Raw genomic sequence first — 19,956 nt, 5'->3', positions numbered from 1 at the left:
TTAGTTCCATATAAAAAAGGGAATAAGAAGGATAGGATTGATTACAATGAATAAGTAAATAAGAAGGTTGGTGACTTTATGAAAATCGGTGTACCAAAAGAGATAAAAAGTAATGAAAACCGGGTGGCCATTACACCGGCAATGGTAATGATGCTAACACAAAACAACCATGAAGTAGTAATTGAGACTGGTGCTGGTGCAGGAAGTCATATTTCGGACGAGGCCTACAAACAAGCTGGGGCGCAGATGGTGACTTCAGCAGAACAGGCGTGGGCACAAGAATTGGTCATCAAAGTGAAGGAGCCACAGCCAGAAGAGTTTGCTTTTCTGCGGAATGATTTACTCTTATTTACCTATTTACATCTAGCTGCTGAGGAGGAAGTAACAGAGGCGCTTTTAGAAAGCAGAACGACGGCTATTGCCTATGAAACCATCCAAAATCAGGATGGCAGTTTGCCTTTGTTGGTTCCTATGAGTGAGATTGCCGGGAGAATGTCCGTTCAATTAGGTGTACGCTATTTGGAGAGAATATATGGCGGAAAAGGAATTCTGCCCGGCGGGGTTCCAGGTGTCTCGCCAGCTAATGTAGTCATTATTGGCGGCGGAATTGTTGGAGCCAATGCGGCAAAAATTGCCCTGGGTTTAGGCGCACGTACCACATTGTTAGATATTAACATGGAACGACTGCGCCAGTTAGAAAACGATTTTCAAGGGCGGCTGCATACATTAGCCTCCAATGAATTTAATATTATGGAACAGGTAAAACAGGCCGATTTGCTGATAGGTGCAGTGCTGATTCCGGGCGGTAAGGCTCCTAAACTGGTATCGGAAGAAATGGTCAAAGCAATGGAGACAGGTTCAGTGATTGTTGATGTGGCAGTAGATCAAGGCGGATCGATTGAAACAATTGATCGAATTACTACCCATCAAGATCCTATTTATGTAAAACATGGTGTTAATCATTATGCAGTGGCCAATATCCCTGGCGCTGTCGCTAAAACATCAACCTATGCACTGACTAATGTTACGGCACCATATGTATTAAAATTAGCGAATCAAGGTTTCAAAGAATATGGGCGGAATGATCCAGCCTTTGCGAGAGGTATCAACACTTATCAAGGCAAGATAGTCCATGAAGCTGTGGCACAAGCTCTAAATAAGCGGTTTATGGATATCCGTGATGTTTTTGTATAAAAAAGAAGGTCAACAGAGGAAAAATATAACGTAATGCTCAAAAAGGGGTACCAGATCATATATGATTTAGTATCCCTTTTTTATGTTTTTGAGGCAAAACTAATAAAATCTCCTGATTGATTTTTAACCATATGCCATTTAGAATGGTAAGTAACGCATGGTTTTTCTATCTAGAGAAACTAGGCTTTTAAGTGAGGTGGTTATTTGATAATTGCAGCAGAGGTGTTGCAAGTAATTGCTGTAGCGGTGTTGGTTTTTAGTTCATTTATGTATTTAAATGATTTAACAAAAAGGAAGAAAGAAAGAGGCCTTTCAACGTTTGAGTCTGTTATGCTTGTTATCGTTGGAATTGCAATTTTTGCACTTGCTATCAGTCGACTGATTCTAATATTTGCTTAATACGGCTTTATGTAGATAGCTTGTATGGTAAAGGAATTTACATATATAAAAAGCTCAGCATAACATCTGAGCTTTTTGAACATCTTCTATTAACATTTTTATTGCATCAAAACTCATCTGACTTCTATTATTGATAAATAGCAAGTTCTTCTTCAATTGCCTTTCTAATTTTTGCTAATGTTTCTTCCGGTGTATTTCCATGTACCCGTTGATTATTAACTAAGGCATAGGGCTTGAGCCGGCACAGACCGCAAAAATTCAGACAGTCATTGATTAAAACAGCTACTTCAGGATATTCTGATTCAATAATTTTTTCTATATCAAGTGCATTGATTAAATTGCTATCACAAATTTCTACCACAACGATTCCCATTATCATCACCTTCCTATGCCCTCACAGGCACAAAGAGAATCATTCTTTAAAATACCGTGTATGTGGTGTTCTGTCAATTGATTTGTTCTATTGGTCATATCCATAATAAGACAAGTGGAACAAGGAAAGAGACGACAATAGCGGTTATGGTCATTGATAAGGCACTAACTGCACCTTCCAGTTCACCAATTTCTAATGCCTTTGCGGTTCCAATTGCGTGAGAGGCAGTACCAATCCCTAAACCTTTGGCAGCTGGGTGTCGAATCCGGCATGCTTTCAATACAAGCGGTCCAAACATAGCTCCGCTTATTCCTGCTGTCATGACAAAGACAGCAACTAGAGATATGTTCCCGCCTGCGGTTTCTGTAATACTGATTGCAATAGGGGCAGTCACTGATTTGGCGGCAACTGTCTGAATCAGCCAGTCCTCAAAATGAAACAGTTTTACACCTAGAATGCCGCTTAAAATACCAGTAATCGATCCAGCAAAAATGCCGGCGCCAATCGGCCAGAGATATTTTTTAATTAAAGAAAGCTGGCGATACAATGGGATAGCAAGTGAAACAACGATTGGCCCCAAAAAGAAATCAATCCATTGTCCGCCAATCATATAGGTTTGATAAGAAGTATCTGTTATTACCAGCAGTAAAACCAAACAAGCAGTAGACAGAAAGATCGGCAGTAAAAAAGGGTTGGGCTTTTTCATGTATATTAATTTTGTTATAACATATAAAAGAATAGTGATTGTTACGGCCGCGACACCAATAGCTAGTTTAATCATCTGCTTGCTCCTCTTTTCTTAGCATAAGGTCTGTGATCCAACTGCTGAGAGCAATCACTAATAAAGTGCTTACTACCACGATGATAAGCACAATGCTTCCCTTACCATAGAAGAAATCTAAATATTGAACCACTCCGACGGTAACCGGAATAAAAAATAACGGCATATCCTTTAAGAGGATGTCTATGCCATCCCGAATCCAGCTTAGCTTAATCACCTTAAGGACAAGTAAACTGAATAATAACAACATACCAATCAGGCTCCCAGGGATAACTAATGAGAAATAGTTCTGAATAAACATACCAATATAGTAGAATAAGAACAGTACACTAATTTGCAGCAACATCATTATATATTTCATCTAGGCAACCTCCACTATTTATCATACGCCTTGGAATAGAGCGGAAGCAAGAAAAAAAGATAACTGCTTCTTCCCTGATTAAGAAAGAAAAGTTATCTTGACATATCGGCTAGATCGCCTCTTCACCCTCATTACGATTTTCAAAATAATTGAGATAATGCTGCCTCTCAATAACATACAAATCATATAGCGGCTCAGGCAATGCCGTATTAATCTGCTCCAGTACAACAGGATAGGCTTTATTTCCTGCGGTAACATAAGGAAGTTTCCATATGGCACTTAAGGATCTCAAATTACTATGTCTAATTTTAATAAAAACCGTTTCAATATCGAGCTGGTAAAATAATTCTTGGAGAAAGGCGTCCTTGGCTACCTTATTATAACCTTTACCGAAATAAGGTCTGCCGATCCAAGTGGCCAGGAAACCGCTCTTGTTCGTTATATCAAAAAGGTTTATCGTACCAATCGGATTGAAATATTCATCCATGATGGTGCGGGAAATCAACTCTCCGCGTTCTTCTGCCTCGATCGTTTGTTTGGTCAAAAAGTAAAACTCATCACTATTGTTTGCTTTATTCCGTACATAGGGAAATACCTCAGGGTGCGACATGAGTTCAAATAACTGTGATGCCTCTTGCATATCCCTTTTTTTTAACATGAAAAATCCCTCCTTACCTGGTATCGGGAGGGTGATAAGAAGACAGAATGACCGCATAGCTGTTTTCCGCACCCTCGAATTTTTATTAGAAGATAAACAAAAATTCGGGGTGGGAATCGAACCCACTAGAACCTGTTCCACAGGTGGCGCACCATTTGCCTTCCCTAATATTATAGACTGCAGCTTGATGTTATAAGTTGATACAACTTCACCTCATTGTGTGCTTTAGATCTAACAAGTGGAATCAAAAGATTTATAGAGGATAACAAAAATTAGAGAAGTTTGCTTTATATTTAGATTCAACTTATTTAAGATCATTTTTCATACGTTTATATTACAAAAAAACAATGCTAATTGTAAATAGGTAATTTGATAAAAAATCAAAAAAATTAAAGTAAATGAATGTTATATGAAGTATTCGTTAATTATTTGTAATTTATAGCTTAATTTGATGTTTTTAAATCATTATTGACCTAATTTGATGTAATTTAATATATTTGAAGAACAAACGTTTGTATGGTAAAATAAAAAATGAGAGGTGATAAAATTGCCAGTTATATCAAAAATAACGACACAACAGAAGCGAAAGGATCGCTATAATATCTTCTTGAAAGAACAAGACCGGGAATATTACAGTTTTAGTGTGAATGAAGATATATTGATCACCTATCACTTACATAAAGGAATGGAACTGACAACAGAGGTTATTAACCAAATGAAAGAGCAGGATGCCGCACAGAAGGCCTATCTGCTCGCTGTAAAATATTTAAGTTATCGCATGCGTTCAGAAAAGGAAGTTACCGATTATTTACTTGGTAAGGACATTGATCAGGAATATATAGAAGAGGCTGTTACAAGGCTGAGACAAGAAGGCTATTTAGATGACCTTGCTTTTAGTGAGGCTTTGGTGAATACGAGAATTCAAACTTCTAGCAAAGGTCCGTTGATGATTAAGAAAGAATTGTTGGACAAGGGGGTTTCACTGCAATGGATTGAACAGACTTTAGCGGCATTTACGTTTGACAAACAATTGGAAAAAGTAGAAAAATGGATTCAAAAACAGTTAAAACCGTCCACTAAGAAATCCCATAAGCAGCAAATAAACAGTCTCAAACAATCGCTCTTACAGAAAGGATTTACTCATGATGTAATAGCAGCAGCCATTGAACAGCTGGCAGCAGGCCGCGATCAGGAGGCAGAATATAATGCGGTTATATTTCAAGGTGAAAAACTGATGACTAAATATCAAAAGAAGGACACAGGCTTTACATTAGAGCAAAAAGTGAAGGCGGCTCTCTACCGCAAAGGATTTCCAGCAGATTTAATTGATCGTTTTATGGCGGAATATGTAGAAGAATAGCAGATAGGTTTGGATATTAGATGAACTTGGTGATACATGGTAAAATAGGGATAAGCAGTATAGTGGGGGTGACAAGTTAGATGGATAGAAGATACAGTACCTATACAGTAGAAGAACTGCGCAGCGAGATTGCCCAGCTTAAAGAGAAACTGCAGCAGGCAGAACAATGGGGAAATGTAAGCGAATATGAAATATTACAGCGAAAAATGCAAATGGCGGCAGCCTATCTGGTGAATCCAGCAGATTTTCATAAAGGGGACCGTTATGAATTAGCCGGTGACCCGGGACAGCAATTTGAAATAACGTATATCAATGGTGTATTTGCATGGGGACACAGAATCAATTTATTAGGTCAGAAATTTGAAAAAGAAGAAGCTGTTCCTTTATCGATTTTGGGAGAGAGAAAATAAAACAAGATAGGAGAATGGGGTATGCATGAAGAAATCCAGAAATTGTCGGAAGAACTGCTGCAAAGGGATTCGTCTTTGACAGTACTTGAGGCACGCAGCTGGATTGAACTATTATGGGAAGATTTTGAATCAACAAGAGCTAAGGCTGGGCGAAAATATGAAGGAGCGGATATTACAGTCAAGTTTGTTCGTCACTTTATTGCACAGTACGGAGACAGCTTAGCAGACTTTGCAACCAGATATCCCAAATACCAGAAGTTAATTGATCAAAACAACCGAACAGTTCATTAGCAGGAAGTATTGTTTGACGTGTTTCTGATAAGAACAAGCAGAGGAGTCTTACCAGCTGCTCCTCTGCTTGTTGCTACATATCGATGGACTAGATCATTCCACTATCTATTTTTAATTTGCTTTGCAATTTTTCCTCTGAGAAAATCCATCCTGTATACGAGTTCATTAAGCGCATGTTATCATCGATCTGAACAATGGCAATAAAAGGATAATGTCCATCCTCGGAACGATAACGTAAGTCAATAAATCTTACTTCACTGAAATCATCGTATTCAATGATCTCCCAACGGTATATTGGGGAGAAAGATAAAAAGGCTGAAATATTTTTGTCCTGTTTTGCAGTCCTGATCAGTTCGTTATCTGGGACAGAGATACGAAGAAATCTGTCTTCAATAGTAATGTGACCATCGCCGACCCTGCCTACATAGTAATGACTATCCGTAGTCAAAGCAACTCGCCAAATATTCTGTTTAGAAGTAGGAGAAGTAGCAATCTGTACTACTCCGTCAAAGTTCTCGTGAATAATCTTGACAATTTCCCGCTTGTCGATAAACCGCTTGATGTAATACAATACAATAACGAAGTAAATTAACAGCCAAGTGTAACCAGGATTGGCACCTAATATCCATGCAATAATCCCAATGATATGCAGGCTGAAAATATAGGGATCAAATGTGCTGATAAAACCATGGGCGACCCACTTTCTGGAGAAAGGGCGATAAGCTTGTGTTCCGTAAGCATTAAAAATATCAACAAACACATGGAGAATAACTGCCAAAAAGGTCCATAGCCATAGATGCAGAAAATTAACGGCAGGAACAAATAGATAGATAATCGACGCAACAGCAATACCCCAAAAGACAACAGCGGGGATGGAATGAGTTATTCCTCGGTGGTGTCGTATATATACAGCGTTGTTTCTCAATTTTAGAATAGTGTCAAAATCAGGTGCATGTGATCCAATAATCGCACCGACCATTACAGCAGTAAAAAGGGTCGTATCTTGTTGTACAACTGGATCTAATGTAGCTAGTCCACCTATGGCAATGCCCATGGTAATATGTGTGGCAGTGTCCATACAGGTTACCCCTTTCTGAATTGATTTCGCTTTTTAAATATTTGATGTCATGAATGATGGGTGATAATCAATTTACGTAATAGTCAATCATTGTGTGCTGGGTAATGGATAGCTCTCTCAATTTTTATTCTTTAACTAAATAACTATACTTTATTTTATCATGGTGGCTTTGTACAGTAAAATTTTTCGTTACTGTCTAAAGAGTCTGTCAGCAACTGTGATTAACTTATAAAAGGCAAAGGATGGATAAGCAGTGTCATATACATCTACTATTAATATACCCCAATTTCAGCAAGATTTAATCAATTGGTTTGAAAAAGAACAGCGGGAATTGCCGTGGCGTGAGAATAAGGATCCTTATCGAGTATGGGTGTCTGAAATTATGCTGCAGCAAACAAAGGTTGATACTGTAATCCCCTATTTCCAAAATTTTATGCACCAATTTCCAACATTAGAAGCTCTTGCTGGAGCGGAAGAACAACAGGTATTAAAAGCATGGGAAGGACTTGGTTATTATTCGCGTGCCCGTAATTTACAATCAGCAGTGCAAGAAGTCGTTGCAGAATACGATGCCAAAATACCGAATACTCCGGAACAGTTAGGTGCATTAAAAGGTGTTGGACCTTATACCAAGGGAGCCATTCTCAGCATAGCCTTTGATAAACCAGAACCGGCAGTTGATGGGAATGTGATGCGTGTATTGTCACGTATACTGAGAATTGAAGAAGATATTGCCAAGGCAAAGACAAGGAAAACTTTTGAAGCGGCTGTGAAGGAACTTATTTCAGAGGAAAATCCTTCTGCTTTTAATCAAGCCTTGATGGAATTGGGTGCATTAGTCTGTACCCCAAAAAGCCCAAGCTGCTTGCTATGTCCAGTGCAGCAGCACTGTCTTGCTTATCAGGCTGGTGTAGAACAGACATTGCCGGTCAAAAACAAGAAAACAAAGCAATCAACCAAAAGCTATTTTGCTTTGGTGCTTGAAGATGAAGAAGGCAGATATGTCTTGGAACAGCGGCCAGCCCAAGGCTTGCTTGCCCAACTATGGCAATTTCCTATGGTGGATCAAACAGAGGTGGACAAGCGACACCTTGAAGTGTATATCCAGGAAAGATTTCAAACAGAAGTAAATCAGATAACAGAACTGCAGCCTGTAAAACATGTATTTTCCCATCTTACTTGGCATTTGCAGGTGCTACATGTGAAAATCCAAAGTGATTTGCAATTACCGGAAAGAATGCATCTATTAACGATGGAAGAATTGGATGCTTATCCGTTGCCTGTATCCCATCAGAATATTTATAAGCAGTTGTAGAGGTTGTTCAAAAAAGCCCGATAAAAAGGACTATCATCGGGCTTTTTTGAACACTCATTTGTTTTTTAAAAAAACTCCACGTCTCTTGTATAAAAAAAAATTACTTGGATAAATTAAAGGGCGTGGAGGTGATATCGATGGCAAAACGTAATAATCAAAATAACCCAAGCAAAACAGACGCTCAAGAAGTGAGACGTCAAAACCAACAATCACAACAAGGACAAGGTAAATACGGTACAGAATTTGCAAGTGAAACAAATGCAGAGGAAGTACGTCAACAAAACAAGCAATCTGAAAATAAAAAGTAATATTATACAAACAAGAGTAAGCTTGATTCTTTTTACAGGAGTCAAGCTTATTTTTGTGTGATTAGGGTTTGTAAAATCCCTTTTTAAACAGAATTTCCATGAAATAGTAAAATTATTCAGATAATGATGGACTTCCACTACAAATTTTACTTTTCTAAAATTGTATTATTTTCAATTGTAAATATTTATCGTTATAATTATTAATATTATTAAACAAAAAGGAAGGTAAATACGTATGGATGACCTTGAACCTGGAAAAACAATCGAAATACAAAGTTACAAGCATAACGGTCAGCTCCATCGTGTCTGGGATACAACAACAGTCTTAAAAGGGACAAGCCAACAAGTAATTGGTGCAAATGATAAAACATTAGTAACCGAAAGTGATGGCAGAACGTGGATCACAAGAGAACCAGCAATCTGTTTCTTTCATATGAAGCATTGGTTTAATGTAATTGGTATGCTGCGTGATGACGGAATTTATTATTATTGTAATATCAGTTCCCCGTTTGTATTTGAAGATGGAGCGGTAAAGTATATTGACTATGATTTGGATGTAAAGGTGTTTCCTGATATGACATATAACATCTTAGATGAGGATGAATACGCCTTACACAAGGAGCAAATGAATTATCCGGCAGAACTGGATCAAATTTTACGAAATAATTTGGATCATTTACTGCATTGGATTAGACAAAGACAAGGCCCGTTTTCACCAGAATTTGTTGATCAGTGGTATGAACAATATCTGACATATAGATAAGATTGGATTCTGAAAGTCGAGCCGATGGATGGTAGCATCGTGGTAAAGCACGAGGCTTTCATCTGCGGGGATAGCAGCGTGATAAACAAAGAGATAGAAGAGAGGTAATAACACTTGGATAGTATAAAACGATATTTGCAATTTGTTTATCCGTATAAGTGGAAGATTTTGCTGACGGTTTTTATTGGGATCATCAAATTTGGGATCCCGCTTTTGATGCCGTTAATTGTAAAGTATGTTATTGATAATATTGTTACAGTGGACACGTTAACTGCTGATGAAAAAGTGACGCAGCTCTTCTGGTTAATGGGGATAGCTGCATTTTTATTTGTGCTTTTACGGCCGCCGATTGAGTATTATCGCCAATATTTTGCCCAATGGACAGGTAATAAGATCCTATTTGATATTCGTGAGCGTCTATTTGACCATATTCAGCGCTTGAGCTTGCAGTTCTATTCGCGAACCAAAACTGGTGAAATTATCTCACGTGTAATTCATGATGTCGAGCAGACAAAGAATTTTGTGATGACAGGGTTAATGAATATTTGGCTGGATATGTTTACGATCGTTATCGCCATTGTGATCATGTTATTTATGGATGTCTGGCTAACCATAGTATCGATCGCACTTTTTCCGTTATATGTTATTTCAGTTAAAATATTTTACAGCAAGTTACGTCTGTTAACAAAAAAACGTTCACAAGCATTAGCTGAAGTGCAGGGACATCTGCATGAACGGGTACAAGGGATTCCGGTTACGCGCAGTTTTGCATTAGAAAATTATGAAGAGAAAGAATTTGATAAACAAAACCAGAATTTCTTAGATAAGGCAGTTGATCATACGGTATGGAATGCAAAAACCTTTGCTGTCATGAATACTATTACTGATGTTGCTCCCTTGCTAGTGATTGGATTTGCTGGTTACTTTGCAATTACTTCTGATTTAACTATTGGTACAATGGCAGCTTTTGTCGGTTATATGGATCGTGTTTATGGACCGTTAAGGCGATTAATTAGTTCTTCAACAGTATTGGTTCAATCGATTGCTTCGATGGATCGTGTCTTTGAATTCATGGATGAGAAATATGATATCAAAGATAAAAAAGATGCTAAAGAACTAACAGAGGTGCAAGGCCATGTAACTTTTGATCATGTATCTTTCCGATATGAAGAAGAGGAAGAACTGGTATTAAAGGATATCTCCTTAGATGTTAACCAGGGCGAAACCATTGCCTTGGTTGGTATGAGTGGCGGCGGTAAGTCGACCATTATCAGTCTAATTCCACGCTTTTATGATGTAACAGGCGGAAGGATCCTAATTGATGGACAAGATATTCGCGATGTAAAAGCTCGTTCATTACGCGATAAAATTGGGATGGTTTTGCAGGATAACATCTTGTTTAGCGAATCCATTGCCATGAATATTCGCATGGGAAATCCAGAAGCAAGTGATGAGGAAGTGGTAGCTGCCGCAAAAGCTGCAAATGCTCATGAGTTTATTACGGGATTAAGTAATGGTTACGATACATTGGTAGGCGAGCGGGGTGTCAAATTATCAGGCGGACAGAAACAGCGGATAGCAATAGCGCGTGTATTCCTGAAAAATCCGCCACTGTTGATTTTGGATGAAGCCACCTCTGCATTGGATTTGGAGAGTGAGCACTTAATTCAAGAGGCGCTGGAGAAGCTGGCTGCCGATCGTACCACCTTTATCGTTGCCCACCGGCTCTCAACGATTACGCATGCAGACCGAATTGTTCTAGTCGAAAATGGCGAAATTGCAGAAGAAGGAAACCACTACGAATTAATGCAGAAAAAAGGTCATTATTATAATCTGTATCAAGTACAAGAATTGGATATTGATTAAAGAACAAAAGCGTAGAGCACCCGTTCAGCAACGTACGAACTGGACTGAAGCACAGAGATAAAGGAAACACGGTGAGTTAGGAATCGATGTTGACTTTCACCCAAGGGCATAAGGGCGGCTAGGCATCTTCGTCAATCGGCAAGTCTTCTTTATGGGGCTGAGGGAAGTTGCGCTAGTTGCTGGGTGCTCGGAGCTGGCCGGGGCTATTCTTCGACAAATAGGTATTCACCAGCAAGAATTCTATAATTTTCTAACCAACCAAAGAAGCGCCCTATCCTAGCGATAGGGCGCTTTTGAGCGGTTATGGACCTGTCTTGTCTTTAATATCTAAATCAGCTTGTTCATGGAAGTTCTGATAACTGTATAGAATTTTTTGTAAATGCAGTATTTCCTTATGATATTCCATTAGTCTAGAAGCAAGCGGCAGTAAGGCCAAGCGATCGTTGTCTTCTTGTTCATAGACTTGAATTAGTGTATTGACGAGGTTTGGAATATCCGGATCAGTAATATCTTCAATTGATTTGGTCGGATTTTTTTTGATTTTACCCATTGCACTTAATAGCAGCCGCTCATGGGAATAAATAATTTTATCCAGTTCATCAATCAGCACCTGTCTAAATTCCCTTGGTATATGTTCGACTTTATGATCATATTGGTGAAAGGCCCTAAGTGTAGCCAATGATTTTTTTGATGTATAGATCATTTGTCTGAATAAAATTAATTTACGCATTCTTGGTATGCGGTCTTTTTTTCGGTAGACTTTTTCTTCGCTAAATAATAAAAACATATTATCAATACGATGGATTTCTGTTTGAATCCGGTCGATCTCTGTTCGTAATGCTGGATCATCAGACAAATGTTTGGTAGAAATCCGCAGCCATTGCAGGATATCCGAAGTAACCTGATCAATCGAACGAAATAAACGCAATTCATATTTAGGCGGAATAAATACCAAATTAATCAGAAAAGCCGATAAAATCCCAAGTGTCAATGCAGAGAAGCGGACACCAGCAAAGTGCAGCAAGGCCATATCTGTTGTTTCCATCACTGCGAGCACAGCGATGATTGCTAAGCCAACTGTGCTTTCATTCATTTTAATGTACATACATACACCAATAACAAGAACGATAGTAAAGCCAGTTACTACAGGATCATTTCCAAGTGCTAATACGACAAGTGCACCAATACCAACACCAAAGATGTTAGCATAGAATTGTTCCAACACAGTTTGGAAGGAACGGTAAATATTTGGCTGAATTGCAAAAGAGGCTGCGATTCCGGCATAAGTAGCTGATTCTATGCCCAAAATATGTGCCATGTATATGGCGATAGTAATGGCAAGGCCAGTCTTTAACATTCTTGCTCCTAGCTTCAATATTATTGCACCAACCTTCCTATTATCCCATTGAAATTGTCTATCAACTCCTATTTCTAGGCTGGGTAAAATGCCAAAACAGCCTAGTGGAGAATGGACGCAAATCTCCACCCTGATAAGTCTCGCTATCCGTCACTTAGGGAGGAGGAAAATCCCTGCTGATAGCAGTTTCGCTTTATCACAGTGTAATCTGCTCAGGCTCAAGCAAAACCAAATGTTAAGGGGAAAACACCTTCTTAAAGGAAGGCTCACTTCACCTGCATATTTAGTATAACAATTTTTTTCCTTAGATTGTAATGAAAAACTAAGTATGAAAAATGGCTTCCAGTGAACACTACGTGTAGTAACATAGAACTGAAGGAATGGAAGGGAAACATGTGAAAGGTAAAAAGTTAGATATCATTGCATTGGCTTCAATCCCCTTAGTCATGACCTTGGGGAATTCCATGCTGATTCCGGTTTTGCCAATGATTGAACAAGAACTGCAGATAAGTTCATTTCAATCCAGCTTGTTGATCACCGTTTACTCTGTGGTGGCCATCTTGCTTATTCCATTGGCGGGCTATTTATCGGATAAAATTGGAAGAAAAAAGGTAATGGTTCCTAGCCTCCTCATTACGGGTATCGGAGGACTTGTATCTGCTATAGCAGCTTGGAAAATGGCAGATCCTTTTTTTGTGATTCTGATAGGCCGATTTCTTCAAGGGATCGGAGCAGCAGGAGCATTTCCCATTGTGATCCCTACTGTTGGGGATATGTTTGATGATGAAAAGGATGTAAGTGCAGGACTTGGCATGATTGAAACCTCCAATACATTCGGTAAGGTATTAAGCCCGATTATTGGGGCGCTTCTTGCGATCTATATATGGTTTTTGCCATTTTTATTTATTCCAATTTTCTCCGCAGTAGCAGTTGGATTAATTTGGTTTTTGCTAGAAGCCCCTAAACGGCCAGAGGATAAACAAGGACAGACTTTTGCTGATTTTTTACGAATGATCCGTCAAGTGTTTCGTGATAATGGCAGATGGTTAATTGGTATCTTCCTGATTGGTGCGATTAATATGTTTATTTTGTTTGCCTTCTTATTTCATTTTTCCACCTTATTAGAAAAACAATATCAACTGGATGGAGTGATGAAAGGCTTGGTGTTAGCGATCCCGTTATTGTTTCTTTGTATCGCTTCCTATATTACCGGTAAGAAGATAGGGCAAAACAAACTAGTGATGAAATGGACGATCTTTATTGCGAATCTGATTGGTGCAGTTCCATTACTGTGGATCAAGGGTGATTTAGGTTTAGTTTTCTTATCTATTTTATTATCACTTTCCGGACTGGGGATCGGGATTTCTTTACCAGCACTGGACGCTTTGATTACAGAAGGGGTAGAGAAGGATATCCGTGGAACAGTGACAGCTTTATACAGCAGCATGCGTTTTCTTGGTGTGGCAGCAGGCCCGCTCATTATGGCTGTATTGATGGAGAGAAGTGATCAAGGGACATATTATATATTAGCTGGCTTAGGCGCTGTCGCTGCCATCCTTACGTTGATAACTGTCAGACCCACGAAGGAAGAATCTGTTTCTTCATAAAAAAGATAGCGGGAAATCCCGCTACCTTTATCTATTCAATCGCAACATCAACATAAACCCTGCAATAAACGTGACAATAGAGGCCATAATAGTCGCTGTGGTAAAACCACCCTCTAAACTGGCAAAAATCGCAAAGATCGATCCAGTAATTAAACCAACCATAGCAGCATATGTTTCTGAGATGTAATGCTCCAATAGGTAATGAACAAGTTTACTTGTTAATAAAACCCCTAGTATTACTCCGGCACCGATGGTTAAAACGATCGGCATATCAAAGCTTTTCAGTGAATGAGTCGCCAATTCATATACACCAAGAATGGTGAGGATTAATGCCCCGCTTATTCCCGGTAATACTAAGGCTGTACTAGCAATAAATCCAGCAAAGAAAAGGAACAAATAATCACCAATCGATAAATTAGCACCTGTCAGATCTGTTCCAACCAGAAACTGTGTTGCTGCTACAAGTACTAAAGCTGCTGTCATAATAAGATAATGCTTGGACTGGAGTTTTTTATTGGCAAAACGAACCGTCTCTTTCCAAATAAAAGGGAGAAAACCAACGATAATACCAGCAAATAACATTAAGGTCGGTGTACGGAAATTGGTTAGAAAATAACTAATAACCAAGATCGACACGGCAAAGCCTCCGACCATACCAATCCCGAATACGATAAGAAATGGGATAGCATTTTTTCGATGACTGCTTGTCAGTGCATTGATGGAACCAATCAGGCGTTCATAGACGCCTAATATCATGGCCACGGTACTCCCACTCACACCGGGAACTGTTTCGGTAATACCAACAGCCATTCCTTGCAAAATCGTTTTTAACATGAAGATACCTCCTGGGAAATAAATATCCTAAATGAATAGTTTAACTTAATTTACTGAATGCAAAATCAATAGCTGCGATTGTCTTGTGAATGTCTGTTTCTGTGTGTGCAGTAGTTAAAAACCAAGCTTCATATTTAGAAGGTGCCAAATTAACTCCCTGCTGCAGCATCAATTTGAAAAAGCGGCCAAACTTATCACCATCTGTGTTTTCAGCTTGTTGATAATTAGTGACTTTTTCTGTTGTGAAATATAAGGTTAATGCCCCTTTTAGACGATTAACAGAAATATCGATACCATGCTTTTCAGCTGCATTCAGCATGCCTGTTTCTAAAAGTGCCCCAAGACGATCTAACTCTTGATAAACGCCGTCTGCTTCTAGTACCTCCAGGCAAGCAATTCCAGCTGACATAGATGCTGGGTTTCCGGCCATGGTACCTGCTTGATAGGCGGGGCCAAGCGGTGCTACCTGTTCCATAATTTCCTTTTTACCGCCATATGCCCCAATGGGTAAGCCGCCGCCAATAATCTTGCCTAAGGCTGTCATATCAGGTTCAACATCAACAAGTTGCTGAGCAGAACCATAGGTGAAACGAAAAGCAGTAATCACCTCATCATAAATAACTAAGGAACCATTTGCATGAGCCAGGTCATTAACTGATTGCAAAAAACCTTCGGCTGGTTCAACAATACCGAAGTTGCCGACAATAGGCTCCACGAGTACAGCCGCAATCTGACTGCCCCAATGAGTAAGAGCCTCTTCCAAGGCTTTAATGTCGTTAAAAGGAACAGTAATTACCTCCTGAGCAGTTGCCTTTGTCACCCCGGCAGAATCGGGATTGCCAAGAGTGGAAGGACCGGAACCAGCTTGAACGAGTACAGTATCAAAATGTCCATGGTAGCAACCGGCAAATTTAATAATTTTCTCCCGTCCTGTATAGGCACGTGCCACCCGTACTGTAGTCATGACTGCCTCTGTACCAGAATTCACAAAGCGAACCTTTTCGAGTGATGGAATGGCTGCCTTTAGTTTTTGGGCAAAGATATTTTCTAATTTTGTTGGTGTGCCGTATAATACGCCATTTTCTGCTGCCTTTTTAATTGCTTCGGTAATGTGTGGATGAGCATGTCCTGTAATGATGGGTCCATAGGCACTGAGATAGTCGACATATTGATTTCCATCAACATCCCAGAAGTAGGCGCCTTTTGCCTTTTCCATATAGACAGGTGAGCCGCCGCCAACTCCTTTATAAGCACGTGAAGGAGAGTTGACACCTCCAACAATGTGTTTTTGTGCTTCTTTATGTAAAGCTTCTGATTGACTAAATTGCATGAAATAAACCTCCGATATATCCTGATTGAAAATCATACTTGTATATTATAGCACTTTACACAATCTCCACCAAAGTGATCTTATCCAATCTAAGTGTAAAAAAAGTGTGTCCTAACATTCTGCTTCCCTTTGCGGTGGTCTGATTTTGGCAGGTATAAATGTATATTAGTTGAGTGTCAGCGTTTTTTTCGATACCCTAGAGATATCATGGATTAGTGGAGGGATAAATAATGACAGTAGAAGTTGGACAAAAAGTACAAGATTTTGAATTAATGAATAATCATGGAGATAAAGTAAAGCTGTCTGATTACAAAGGAAAGCATGTGGTGCTTTATTTCTATCCAAAGGATGACACCCCCGGCTGTACAACAGAGGCATGTGACTTCCGTGATAACCATGAAAGCTTTAAGGATTTAGATGCTGTAATTCTTGGCGTCAGTCCAGATTCAAAAGAAAGCCATAAGAAATTTATTGATAAACATGATCTTCCTTTTGAATTACTAGTGGATGAAGAGCAAGAAGTGGCCGAACAGTTTGGGGTATGGCAGTTAAAGAAGAACTTCGGCAAAGAATACATGGGGATTGTACGCTCTACTTTTATTATTGACAAAGAAGGTGTTCTGCGCAAGGAATTCCGTAAAGTCCAGGTGGAAGGGCATGTCGATGAGGCTTTAAACTATATTCGCGAAGAATTATAAAGAAGAGTGTGAGCACTTGGCGGCTCACACTCTTTATTTGGATCAGCATGAAGGAGTGATCTTGACATGAGAATTTATACCAGATCAGGTGATAAAGGAGAGACATCATTGATTTACGGCAAAAGAGTAGCCAAAGATCATTTGCGTGTCGAGGCCTATGGTACATGTGATGAAGTAAATGCCATAATTGGGCAGGCAATCAGCCTGATAGAACAAGAAGAATTTTCAGAAAAACAGCGGCTTATCCGCCAATTGTCAACAGTGCAGACGCTTCTTTTTCATGTAGGTGCTGAACTGGCAACACCCGAAGAGAAAGAAGTAACTTGGAAATTAGAACAGCAGCATATCACCCAGCTGGAACAACAGATTGATAAATGGCAGGAATATCTGCCAGAACTGGATAACTTTATTTTACCTGGAGGCCACTTAGCTGCCAGCACCTTGCATCATGCACGTACAGTTACAAGAAGGGCAGAACGGCTGACGGTGGGTTTGAAAGATGAATTAAAGGATTCGCTAGCCATTCCATATCTGAACAGATTGTCAGACTACCTATTTGTGACTGCTCGTCTGATCAATCAGCAATTAGGTGTAGATGAGATAGTATTGCTTACAGAGAGTTCATCTCAAAACACATAAATATATCTCTCTTCAGTATACTTATATTGACAGAACTCCTATAAAGGGAGTACACTAATTATAAGAATTATAAAGTAATAATTGTATTAATACTGGTGCAATTGTAAACTAGTAGTTATAGTTAAGAGCCTATTTACAATTATGCAGTAGAAAGTGAGGTGCACGGCAATGTCTGAACAGATGTTGCAAGAGGCTGTCGACAAATTGAAGTCTTCTGGTGTTCGAATCACACCTCAACGTCATGCGGTGTTAGAATACCTGCTGAATGCTGATACACACCCGACTGCTGATGATATTTATAAAGCGTTAGAAGGAAAGTTTCCTAATATGAGCGTCGCAACGGTTTACAACAATTTACGAGTATTTCGTGAAATTGGCCTAGTCCGTGAGTTAACGTATGGTGATTCTTCCAGCCGCTTTGATTGCAATACAGCAAAGCATTATCATATTATCTGTGAGAATTGTGGCAAGATTGTCGACTTCCATTATCCAAGCTTGGATGAAGTCGAGGTATTAGCGGAACAAATCACAGGCTTTGATGTATCACATCATCGCATGGAGGTCTATGGGGTATGTCAAGATTGTAAAAAAGAGAAAAGACAAATTAATTAAGCAAAAAATAAACACACGAACAGATTCGTGTGTTTATTTTTTCGGTTGGCGATTATATTTTTCATCAAACTCTTTGCCTTCCAAATCCTTATCCAAGGTAAGAGGTTGTCTGCAATGCATACAAGCATCCACACGACCAAGCATCTTGGTAGGCTTTTCACAATTTGGACAGATAATGGAGACAGCCCTTGTCGATAACATACCGATCCAGAAGTAAATGACGGTGCTAAGGACAATCGATAATGTACCAAGAATCATAAATAACAGCATTAGCCACTCGATACCACGGAATAATAATCCGACATACATAATGATAAAACCGAGGAAGACCAGTGCTAAAGCAAAGGTTCTGATTCTGTTGATTTTATTTCTATATGTTATTTCTGCCATGCTTTTTCCCCCAACAAACGAATTGTTCTCTGGAGAGTAGTATAGCACAGACAAGACAAAATTGCTTGTAAATCACCACATGATTCAAGTAAAATGAGTTTATGTGTCGCTTTTAACGGGTATATGATAAAGTATGGAGAAGGACGACTACGAGGGGAAACTGCTCAAGGGGGAGAGTTTATTGGAGGATATACTACGACCGATTTATCAGGAGCGAGCTAGTAATCGCAATACACTTGGGATTTTGATGATTGAGAAGCGAAATCAAGTCAGTCCTGAGACAGATAACTTTGACTCCATTTTATTAGTAATTGTTAAGGATTTCGAAAATGACTGGCTGGTGAAGCATTATGAATTTGGTAGCAAATCAGCAGCATTGCATATTATTGACCAAGAGCAGTTAGACAGCTGGATTCGGAATAATACATATCGCAGAGCTGTTGAATGGATTTTAAATGGGAAAATCATTTATGATCGTAATGAATATGTTACTAACCTGAAAGAAATGCTTCAGCTATTTCCATATGAGCAGAGAAGTCTTCGTCTAGCGATGGAATTCTCCAAGCTGACTCACGGTTACAATGAATCCAAGCACCTTTATGAAACCGGCAATTACTTGGACGCATACAGCAGATTGCTTCGTTCCCTTCATTATTTGGGACGTATTGCCATCTTAGAAAAAGGTTATCATCCAGAAGTAGTCGTGTGGAATCAAGTTAAGCGAATCGATACACAAGTATATGAAATATATGAGAAATTAATTAGAAGTACGGAATCGATTGAGGTTAAGATTGAACAGACTTTTCGTGAAATTGATCTGACGCTTGAACCACGAGTGGCAACTTGTGCCGAACATTTATTACATGTGATGCAAACTCAGGATACGCCATGGGGATTCGGAGAGTTGAAGACACATCCAGATATAGAACCATACGCTTATGATTTGGTGGGGATTGTAGAATATCTAGTTTCAAAGAATATCATTCAAGTAGTATTAGAGGATACTAAGAGCAGTGATGTCAAACACCGAAAATATAAAGCTGCTGAAGGATAAAGATAATCTTTATTAATAAATACAAAAAAGGTGTTGACTTTGTCCTCTGCACCATGGTATATTATTAAGCGTCGCTGAAAACGACAATGATTTACATCAAAATGCTTTTTAAAAATTCAATAAAAAAGTTATTGACTTTGAAAAGATGAGATGATATAATTTAAAAGCTGTCGCAATGATAGTGAAACAACATTGATCATTGAAAACTGAACAAAACAACCAGTATGTAAAAGAAGAAAAAAGCAATATGCTAGCTTGTCAAAAGCGAGCACAAGACA

At 39.1% G+C, this 19,956-nt stretch carries 23 protein-coding genes; 14 read left to right on the top strand and 9 right to left on the bottom strand.

Features of this window, described 5'->3' with window-relative positions; genetic code table 11:
• Window positions 1-78 precede the first annotated feature (78 nt).
• Complete coding sequence (gene ald, locus JOD18_RS17425) at window positions 79-1,194, top strand: alanine dehydrogenase (protein ID WP_204670395.1); 1,116 nt, start codon at window positions 79-81, stop codon at window positions 1,192-1,194.
• Between the two features lie 204 nt (window positions 1,195-1,398).
• Complete coding sequence (locus JOD18_RS17420) at window positions 1,399-1,593, top strand: hypothetical protein (protein ID WP_204670394.1); 195 nt, start codon at window positions 1,399-1,401, stop codon at window positions 1,591-1,593.
• A gap of 127 nt (window positions 1,594-1,720) precedes the next feature.
• Here the strand turns inward: JOD18_RS17420 and JOD18_RS17415 are convergent, their stop codons facing one another.
• From JOD18_RS17415 to JOD18_RS17400, 4 genes are all read right to left on the bottom strand, one after another.
• On the bottom strand, window positions 1,721-1,966 hold the full coding sequence (locus tag JOD18_RS17415) for a YuzB family protein (RefSeq protein WP_204670393.1): 246 nt from the start codon (window positions 1,964-1,966) through the stop codon (window positions 1,721-1,723).
• Window positions 1,967-2,060: 94 nt separating this feature from the next.
• Window positions 2,061-2,747, bottom strand: coding sequence for an LrgB family protein (locus JOD18_RS17410; RefSeq protein ID WP_204670392.1), 687 nt, complete (start codon window positions 2,745-2,747; stop codon window positions 2,061-2,063).
• Window positions 2,740-3,108 (bottom strand): CidA/LrgA family protein, encoded by a 369-nt coding sequence (locus tag JOD18_RS17405; RefSeq protein WP_204670391.1) that lies wholly within the window; start codon window positions 3,106-3,108, stop codon window positions 2,740-2,742. Before JOD18_RS17405 ends, JOD18_RS17410 begins: the two co-directional genes overlap by 8 nt.
• Before the next feature lie 109 nt (window positions 3,109-3,217).
• A complete protein-coding gene (locus JOD18_RS17400; protein ID WP_204670390.1) occupies window positions 3,218-3,766 on the bottom strand; it encodes a GNAT family N-acetyltransferase in 549 nt (182 codons plus the stop codon).
• Between the two features lie 538 nt (window positions 3,767-4,304).
• Between JOD18_RS17400 and recX the strand changes: the two genes are divergently transcribed.
• The 3 genes from recX (at window position 4,305) to JOD18_RS17385 (ending at window position 5,827) form a co-directional block, all read left to right on the top strand.
• Window positions 4,305-5,126 carry a recombination regulator RecX gene (gene recX, locus JOD18_RS17395; protein WP_338029562.1) on the top strand — a complete coding sequence of 274 codons (822 nt, stop codon included), beginning with the start codon at window positions 4,305-4,307 and terminating at the stop codon, window positions 5,124-5,126.
• 80 nt (window positions 5,127-5,206) lie between these two features.
• Window positions 5,207-5,536 (top strand): YfhH family protein, encoded by a 330-nt coding sequence (locus tag JOD18_RS17390; RefSeq protein WP_204670388.1) that lies wholly within the window; start codon window positions 5,207-5,209, stop codon window positions 5,534-5,536.
• Window positions 5,537-5,557: 21 nt separating this feature from the next.
• Window positions 5,558-5,827 (top strand): YfhJ family protein, encoded by a 270-nt coding sequence (locus tag JOD18_RS17385; RefSeq protein WP_204670387.1) that lies wholly within the window; start codon window positions 5,558-5,560, stop codon window positions 5,825-5,827.
• A gap of 88 nt (window positions 5,828-5,915) precedes the next feature.
• On the opposite strand, the gene JOD18_RS17380 is transcribed toward JOD18_RS17385, so the two are convergent.
• A complete protein-coding gene (locus tag JOD18_RS17380) occupies window positions 5,916-6,905 on the bottom strand; it encodes a metal-dependent hydrolase (protein ID WP_204670386.1) in 990 nt (329 codons plus the stop codon).
• Between the two features lie 253 nt (window positions 6,906-7,158).
• On the opposite strand from JOD18_RS17380, the gene mutY reads away from it, so the two are divergent.
• From mutY to JOD18_RS17360, 4 genes are all read left to right on the top strand, one after another.
• Window positions 7,159-8,220, top strand: coding sequence for an A/G-specific adenine glycosylase (gene mutY, locus JOD18_RS17375; RefSeq protein ID WP_204670385.1), 1,062 nt, complete (start codon window positions 7,159-7,161; stop codon window positions 8,218-8,220).
• A gap of 137 nt (window positions 8,221-8,357) precedes the next feature.
• Window positions 8,358-8,528: a gamma-type small acid-soluble spore protein gene (locus tag JOD18_RS17370; protein WP_204670384.1), complete on the top strand. Its 171-nt coding sequence runs from the start codon at window positions 8,358-8,360 to the stop codon at window positions 8,526-8,528.
• Between the two features lie 235 nt (window positions 8,529-8,763).
• Window positions 8,764-9,291: a nucleoside tri-diphosphate phosphatase gene (gene ntdP / locus JOD18_RS17365; RefSeq protein ID WP_204670383.1), complete on the top strand. Its 528-nt coding sequence runs from the start codon at window positions 8,764-8,766 to the stop codon at window positions 9,289-9,291.
• A 114-nt stretch (window positions 9,292-9,405) separates the two neighbouring features.
• Window positions 9,406-11,157 (top strand): ABC transporter ATP-binding protein, encoded by a 1,752-nt coding sequence (locus JOD18_RS17360; RefSeq protein ID WP_204670382.1) that lies wholly within the window; start codon window positions 9,406-9,408, stop codon window positions 11,155-11,157.
• Between the two features lie 301 nt (window positions 11,158-11,458).
• On the opposite strand, the gene JOD18_RS17355 is transcribed toward JOD18_RS17360, so the two are convergent.
• Complete coding sequence (locus JOD18_RS17355) at window positions 11,459-12,532, bottom strand: FUSC family protein (RefSeq protein ID WP_204670381.1); 1,074 nt, start codon at window positions 12,530-12,532, stop codon at window positions 11,459-11,461.
• 377 nt (window positions 12,533-12,909) lie between these two features.
• On the opposite strand from JOD18_RS17355, the gene JOD18_RS17350 reads away from it, so the two are divergent.
• Entirely contained in the window at window positions 12,910-14,121 is a 1,212-nt protein-coding gene (locus JOD18_RS17350; RefSeq protein ID WP_204670380.1) for a bacillibactin exporter BcbE, read from the top strand.
• A 27-nt stretch (window positions 14,122-14,148) separates the two neighbouring features.
• On the opposite strand, the gene JOD18_RS17345 is transcribed toward JOD18_RS17350, so the two are convergent.
• Window positions 14,149-14,955, bottom strand: a complete 807-nt coding sequence (locus JOD18_RS17345; RefSeq protein ID WP_204670379.1) for a DUF368 domain-containing protein — start codon at window positions 14,953-14,955, stop codon at window positions 14,149-14,151.
• Between the two features lie 40 nt (window positions 14,956-14,995).
• A complete protein-coding gene (locus JOD18_RS17340; RefSeq protein ID WP_204670378.1) occupies window positions 14,996-16,285 on the bottom strand; it encodes a glutamate-1-semialdehyde 2,1-aminomutase in 1,290 nt (429 codons plus the stop codon).
• 230 nt (window positions 16,286-16,515) lie between these two features.
• Between JOD18_RS17340 and bcp the strand changes: the two genes are divergently transcribed.
• From bcp to perR, 3 genes are all read left to right on the top strand, one after another.
• A complete protein-coding gene (gene bcp, locus JOD18_RS17335) occupies window positions 16,516-16,983 on the top strand; it encodes a thioredoxin-dependent thiol peroxidase (protein WP_204670377.1) in 468 nt (155 codons plus the stop codon).
• A 66-nt stretch (window positions 16,984-17,049) separates the two neighbouring features.
• The gene (locus JOD18_RS17330; protein WP_204670376.1) at window positions 17,050-17,622 is read left to right on the top strand and encodes a cob(I)yrinic acid a,c-diamide adenosyltransferase; all 573 of its coding nucleotides are present in this window, start codon (window positions 17,050-17,052) and stop codon (window positions 17,620-17,622) included.
• A gap of 168 nt (window positions 17,623-17,790) precedes the next feature.
• Window positions 17,791-18,234, top strand: coding sequence for a peroxide-responsive transcriptional repressor PerR (gene perR, locus JOD18_RS17325; protein ID WP_204670375.1), 444 nt, complete (start codon window positions 17,791-17,793; stop codon window positions 18,232-18,234).
• Between the two features lie 33 nt (window positions 18,235-18,267).
• Here the strand turns inward: perR and JOD18_RS17320 are convergent, their stop codons facing one another.
• Entirely contained in the window at window positions 18,268-18,624 is a 357-nt protein-coding gene (locus JOD18_RS17320) for a YgzB family protein (protein WP_204670374.1), read from the bottom strand.
• A gap of 181 nt (window positions 18,625-18,805) precedes the next feature.
• Between JOD18_RS17320 and JOD18_RS17315 the strand changes: the two genes are divergently transcribed.
• Window positions 18,806-19,678: a nucleotidyltransferase-like protein gene (locus JOD18_RS17315; RefSeq protein ID WP_204670373.1), complete on the top strand. Its 873-nt coding sequence runs from the start codon at window positions 18,806-18,808 to the stop codon at window positions 19,676-19,678.
• The last annotated feature ends 278 nt before the right edge of the window (window positions 19,679-19,956 follow it).

This window comes from Gracilibacillus alcaliphilus (genome assembly GCF_016909015.1).
Classification (GTDB): domain Bacteria; phylum Bacillota; class Bacilli; order Bacillales; family Amphibacillaceae; genus Gracilibacillus; species Gracilibacillus alcaliphilus.
This window is presented reverse-complemented; position numbering and strand designations above follow the sequence as displayed.